This is a genomic window from Geovibrio ferrireducens, assembly GCF_026226615.1.
In the GTDB taxonomy this organism is placed as follows: Bacteria; Chrysiogenota; Deferribacteres; order Deferribacterales; family Geovibrionaceae; genus Geovibrio; species Geovibrio ferrireducens.
Genome location: NZ_JAJAPB010000025.1, coordinates 1 through 5,805, shown reverse-complemented (window position 1 = coordinate 5,805; position 5,805 = coordinate 1). Strand labels below are relative to the sequence as shown.

Sequence of the window (5,805 nt, the reverse complement as noted above, 5' to 3'; positions counted from 1 at the left end):
TCCTTGCAGTTTTTCTTCACTCGCAGCCTGCGCAGTAAAACTGCTTGCTGCTCTGGTTACTCTTGCGTTCCTCACATTCGCTGCGGTACGCACTCCACGGGCACATCCATGTGCCTGAATCAATGCTTCGCACGGCGCAGTCCCATCCTTGGGACGGTATACGTCATTGCGAACCCTGAAAGGGTGAAGCAATCTCTCGGTATATTTTAGAGACTGCCGCGTCACTTCGCTCCTCGCAGTGATTCTGCAGTACGTCATCCTGCCAGTTTAAGGTTATTAAAGAACTGAGAAACATTTTCCTTCCGCTGCTATTCAGTAAATTGATATTGGTCAATTATTTTTCATGGTTTGTAATATATATTACAAATAATTATTTCTGATAAAGGTGACGCCGTGAAAAATATGTCAATAAAAACAAAAGTACTCTCGGCACTGTTAATTCCGTTTATTATGCTTACGTTCTACACTGTCTCCGGACTTTTTCAGGATGCAGACATACTGATGAGAACAAAAGCGCTCCGGCAGTTTGTTGAATTTTCAGTTTCATCCAGCGCCCTCGTGCACGAGCTCCAGAAGGAGCGCGGGCTTTCCGCAGGTTATCTTTCCGGCGGAGACAAGTCTTTTCTCAGCAGTTTAAACACTCAGCACACCGCCACTGATGCAGCACTGGAAAAAATCAGAAAAGCCGCAGAGGAAGCGTCTTTCAAATCCGAAGGCATAACAAATGCTATGAACGGGCTTGGCAGGCTTGCAGAAATACGCAGAGACACCGAAACCCGAAAAGCCGCACCCGCAGAGGTAATAAACTACTACTCAGAAATAAACAGCCTGTTTCTCAGCGCTGTTTCCCACATGGCGGCTGATGTCAGCGACCCTCAGCTTGCCAAGGACATAATCGCATACACCAACTACATGAGCGCCAAGGAACAGACAGGGCTCATGCGCGCTGTTCTCGCTTCTGTCTTCGCGGACGACCGTTTCACTGACGGTATGTATGAAAAATACCTGCGTCTGGCCAGTGAGAGGAAAGCTTATCTTTCATCCTTTGGCTGGAGCGCCAGAAAAGAATTTGCTGTCAGCTCAGACAATGCCGAGAACTCTGACTACAGCCTGAAAGCGGCAGAAATGGAAAAAACCGCGGCTGCAAAAAGTGCTGAGGGCGGCTTCGGCGTTAATGCCGAGGAATGGTTCAGCCTTATGACCCGGAAAATAAACGCAATGAAAGAGACAGAAGATTTCATAGCACTCACCATGACAGACTACATGAACTCCCGGATAACAGCCGCCAAGAGCCAGCTTTCCCTCACAGGGATAATGGCGGTTGTAGGTTTTACAGCCTTTGTTTCGCTCATCCTTGTTCTTCTGAAATCTGTGATAGGCAATATCCGGCTGCTGATCAACCTCACTGCCCAGCTTAATGAAGGTGACGGAGACCTGACAAGGCGGATCAATGTATCCAACCGCGATGAAATAGGTGAACTGGCGGCAAATGTTAACTGCTTTATTGAGAACATCCAGTTTCTGGTGAGCGGCACGGCTAAATCCGTATCAGTTGCAGCATCAGGCACAACCCAGCTTGCCGCCGCGGTGGAAGAGCTCTCCGTGACATTCAGCGAGCAGTCTAAAGAGGTCACAGGCATAGCGGCAGCAATGAGCGAAATGAGCGCCACCGCAGTTTCCATCGAAGGAAACATCAAAGAGGTGGAGCATGCAGCACAGTCGGCCACAAAAAGCATAGCTGACGGGCGTGCCGAACTGGAAAGCATAGTCGGGCTGATTACTGCCATAAAAAATGACAGCGATAGTCTGGCAAAGACGATTAAAAAACTTGGCGAAACATCCCACGAGATAGGTGATATTGTCAAAGTTATAAATGAAATAGCCGATCAGACAAACCTACTGGCACTGAATGCGGCCATAGAGGCGGCAAGAGCCGGTGAAGCGGGCAGAGGTTTTGCTGTTGTTGCGGACGAAGTGCGTAAGCTCGCTGAAAAAACTCAGTCATCAACAGGGCAAATAATCAGCATTGTCACCCTTTTCAAAAATGAAACTGAAAACGCTGTAAAAGGCGCACAGGCAGCCTCAGACAATGTTGAGAAATGTGTTATGCAGTCCGAAAGCACAAAAAGCGCCTTCGACAGGATAAACAGCGCCGTGGCTGACGTTGCGGAAAAAAACAGCATTATCACTGTTTCCGTTAATGAGCAGTCAGAAGCTATTCAGCACACAGGACACAGCACAACCGGAATATCCGCCGGAATAGAGCAGAGCGCAGCGGCGGTCAATGAGATAGCTGAAACCCTCAGCGACCTTGAATCCACCGCGGAATCATTGAGACAGTCCATCGAAAAATTCAGGTACTGATATAAGGAGCCTTGCATTCTGCGAAAGTTTTAAACTTCAAATAAACTTTTATTGCATTATCCGGGTTATGTTTTTATATTGGAGCATACTCAGGAGAGCAGATGAAAATAATCCTTATTATTCTTGGTTTTATATCACTCTTTCTGGGCATAGTCGGAATCTTTCTCCCGGTTATGCCCACCACTCCGTTTGTACTTCTGGCGGCAGCCTGTTTTGCCCGCAGTTCGGAGAAGTTTCACAAAATGCTCCTGAACAACAGATACTTCGGGGATATAATCAGAAATTATGAAAACGGACTGGGCATAAGCCGCAGAATAAAAATACGCGCCCTCTGCCTTCTCTGGTTTTCGCTTATTTTCTCATCTGTGGTTTCGGGCAGCATCATTGTATTCCTCATCCTCACTGCCGCAGGGGCAGGGGTGACATGGTATATCCTAAGCTTGCCCACAATTCGGGATTAGCCGCGTCTTGTCTGAAGAAGCTCTTTGATTCTGTCAAAATCACCGGTCTCGTTTTTTTCATCTTTTTCAGGTTCAAAGTCAGAGATCTGCGGGTTATTCAGCACATATACAGGCACATGCGCTCTGCGCGCCCATGCCCCGACCTCAGCATCCACCTCAGCGTCCCCTGTAACGGCAAAAACAAAGTAGCAGGAAGAATCCACATCGTTTTCCTCCGCCCATCTCTCTTCAAGCTCTATACGGCCGAACCTGTGAAAAAGCCTGATATTTTCGGTGCATGCGGGTGAAATAACCTTTATCTCCGGGTCATGCCCCAGAAACTTCACAAGCAGAGACTCGGCTTCCGCACCTCCGCCCGCCACCAGAATTTTTTTATCCGTAAGGTTGAAAATAAACGGAACCATAGGCCTCCCATTGTCAGAAGATATTATTTTTCACTATGCATTTATCGGCCAGAACACCAAGTGCGCGCGCCGCTATGATATATTCGGAAAAATCAGGCTTAATCTTTAGCGCCATGTGCAGCAAATTCCGCACAGGTTCGCTTGCCGTCTCCCCGTGGAAAGGGATGCCCGCAAAAAGATATTCCTCACTGACGCTGATCGGGTGGAAAAGCCACTTCTCGCCGCTGAAACGGAACTTGGAACAGACAAGCCTCCTGCCTCCCCGCACAACCGATTCATAATCACTGAGCCCCAGTCCGGAAAAGATTCCCGTCTCCGTTCCGCTTTCGAAACTGAACCTCGACCCCAGCATGGAAAACCCCGTACCGAATGCTATCAGAGGCTTATGACCGAAAATTTCCCTAAGCTTGGCATCAAATCCCCTTTTTTCGAGAAAGCGGAGATCACCCCTCGGTTCTTCGCTGGAAGGGAGGATCAGTATGCCGCATTCATCGGCCTCGTGCGGCTCATTTATTACCGATACACTGAAATCCATGGACATGAGAAACGGAACGGCATCATCACAGTCCGCCATGGAAGGAAGGTTGATCACCCCTGTTTTCACACCGTCCGTATTGCCGAAAATACATAAATCCGGCAGAATCTCCGCCTCCGGCAGATTTTCCGGCACGGCGGCAATCACAGGCAGGGGAGGCTTAGCAAGAAAGCTCCAGCTCTTCTCCGAAAGCAGAGCACCCTTCATAAGCGCCCTCAGTTCGTCCGATGCCCCGTCCCAGACTGCCATGACAGACGCACTGCCTCCGCAGAGATATACGCCGCCGCATATGAGCCCCGCCAGTTCCTCGCCCCATTCGCCGCAGTCAGCATCCAGAACAAGGGCTATGCGGTCATAGGCTGCGCTTTTTGATATTTCCTCAAGCCTTGCCGCGGCGTTTTCATAGGTTTCGGAATCGGGAACGCTTCCCGCCTTCACCCTGAGAGACATGAGGTAAGAGGCGTTTATGCCGCAAGCAAGAGCCAGCATATAAGCATCCGCAGAAGTTCCCGCACCGCAGAGGGTGTGAGACATACGCGGAGAGAACGGGACAGGGACAAACGGAAAAACAGCTTCCCCGCCCGCAGTGAGCCTGCGCAGAACGGCGGCAAGGGGAACCAGCCCGCCCGCATCGCATATAAGAAAAGTAAAACCCTTATGAACCAATGGAACACTCCGAAATTTGCTGAATATAATTTAAAACAGAATCGGCAAAAGAACAAACCATATTGCCCGCTTATTCTCTTTCTGCTAAATTCTGATCATGGAAAATTCATCAATAGTTATCTTTCTTCTCGGATTCGCCGCGGGCGCAGGAGTCTGTGCGGTTTTCTTCACCATGCTCTCACGGAAGCAGGAGGCTCTCCGGCTCGATGCTGAGAAAACTGTTTCGCAAATGGCGGAGCAGCTTAAGCTCAGTTTCTCAGGCCTCTCCCTTGAGGCGCTCTCCAAAACCACGGCAGAGCTTATGAAGCACATCGAAAATGAGCGCAAGGCAGGCGCCGCCCAGCTGGACGGCAAAAAAGCGCTGATCGATGCCCAGCTTGACAAAATGACCAAGGAACTCACCGAGGTCGAAAAGCTTGTAAAAGAGTTTGAGAAGGACAGGGAATCCAAATTCTCCGCCCTCTCTGAGCAGATACGCCACACATCCAGAAACGCCGAAGAGCTTTTCAGGGTTACATCATCCCTCAAAGAAGCCCTCTCCTCCACAGGCAAACGCGGCCGCTGGGGGGAACGCATGGCGGAAGATATACTGAAATCCGCCGGATTCATGGAAAACGTAAACTACTACAGGCAGAAAACCCTTAAAACCTCCGGAAGCAGACCGGACTACACCTTCATAATGCCCAACGGCGCAATACTTAATATGGATGTGAAGTTTCCGCTGGAAAACTACCTGAAATATCTGGACGAAACAGAAGACGCGGCTGCAAAGACGCGTACATCGGCATTTGCCAAGGATGTTAAGGAGCGGATTAAGGAGGTTTCCGGCAGGGACTACATAGACCCCGCTGAGAATACGCTGGATTTCGCCATGCTTTTCATCCCGAATGAGCAGATTTTCGGCTTCATGATGGAGAAATGCCCGGATGTTCTGGACTTCGCCTTTGAGAAAAAGGTCGCCCTGACATCGCCTGTGTCGCTGTTCTCCGTTCTTGCGGTAATCAGGCAGGCGGCTGAGAATTTCCGCCTTGAGCAGACATCATCGGAAATACTCACAATCATGGGCACATTCCGCAAGCAGTGGGATCTCTTCACCGGAAAGATGGAAGGCCTTGGCAAAAAGATAGAGGACGCGGCAAAGGAATACGAGCTTTTGAGCGGAACCCGCCGCAGAATGCTTGACAAGCCCCTCGAAAAGCTGGATTCACTCGGTCTGGAAAAAATAAGCTCAGACAGCCCGGAAGAGGACTAAGAGGCAGCGGGACTGTATACGTCATTGCGAACCCTGAAAGGGTGAAGCAATCGTTGTCTTGTCATTGCTCAGAAAAACCTGCATCCTTGCAGTTTTTCTTCACTCGCAGCCTGCGCAGTTAAA

5 protein-coding genes are annotated in these 5,805 nt (G+C 49.6%); 3 read left to right on the top strand and 2 right to left on the bottom strand.

Annotated features, from left to right (window positions below; translation table 11 throughout):
* Nucleotides 1–402: 402 nt before the first annotated feature.
* Both OSQ85_RS13960 and OSQ85_RS13955 read left to right on the top strand, forming a co-directional pair.
* A complete protein-coding gene (locus OSQ85_RS13960; RefSeq protein WP_265823915.1) occupies nt 403–2,364 on the top strand; it encodes a methyl-accepting chemotaxis protein in 1,962 nt (653 codons plus the stop codon).
* A gap of 101 nt (nt 2,365–2,465) precedes the next feature.
* The gene (locus tag OSQ85_RS13955) at nt 2,466–2,825 is read left to right on the top strand and encodes a YbaN family protein (protein WP_265823913.1); all 360 of its coding nucleotides are present in this window, start codon (nt 2,466–2,468) and stop codon (nt 2,823–2,825) included.
* Here the strand turns inward: OSQ85_RS13955 and OSQ85_RS13950 are convergent.
* Both OSQ85_RS13950 and OSQ85_RS13945 read right to left on the bottom strand, forming a co-directional pair.
* Nucleotides 2,822–3,229, bottom strand: a complete 408-nt coding sequence (locus OSQ85_RS13950) for a precorrin-2 dehydrogenase/sirohydrochlorin ferrochelatase family protein (RefSeq protein ID WP_265823912.1) — start codon at nt 3,227–3,229, stop codon at nt 2,822–2,824. The two genes, OSQ85_RS13955 and OSQ85_RS13950, sit on opposite strands and share 4 nt — an antisense overlap.
* Before the next feature lie 13 nt (nt 3,230–3,242).
* A complete protein-coding gene (locus OSQ85_RS13945; RefSeq protein WP_265823911.1) occupies nt 3,243–4,430 on the bottom strand; it encodes a type 1 glutamine amidotransferase family protein in 1,188 nt (395 codons plus the stop codon).
* 97 nt (nt 4,431–4,527) lie between these two features.
* Between OSQ85_RS13945 and OSQ85_RS13940 the strand changes: the two genes are divergently transcribed.
* Nucleotides 4,528–5,682: a DNA recombination protein RmuC gene (locus OSQ85_RS13940; RefSeq protein WP_265823910.1), complete on the top strand. Its 1,155-nt coding sequence runs from the start codon at nt 4,528–4,530 to the stop codon at nt 5,680–5,682.
* Nucleotides 5,683–5,805 lie beyond the last annotated feature (123 nt).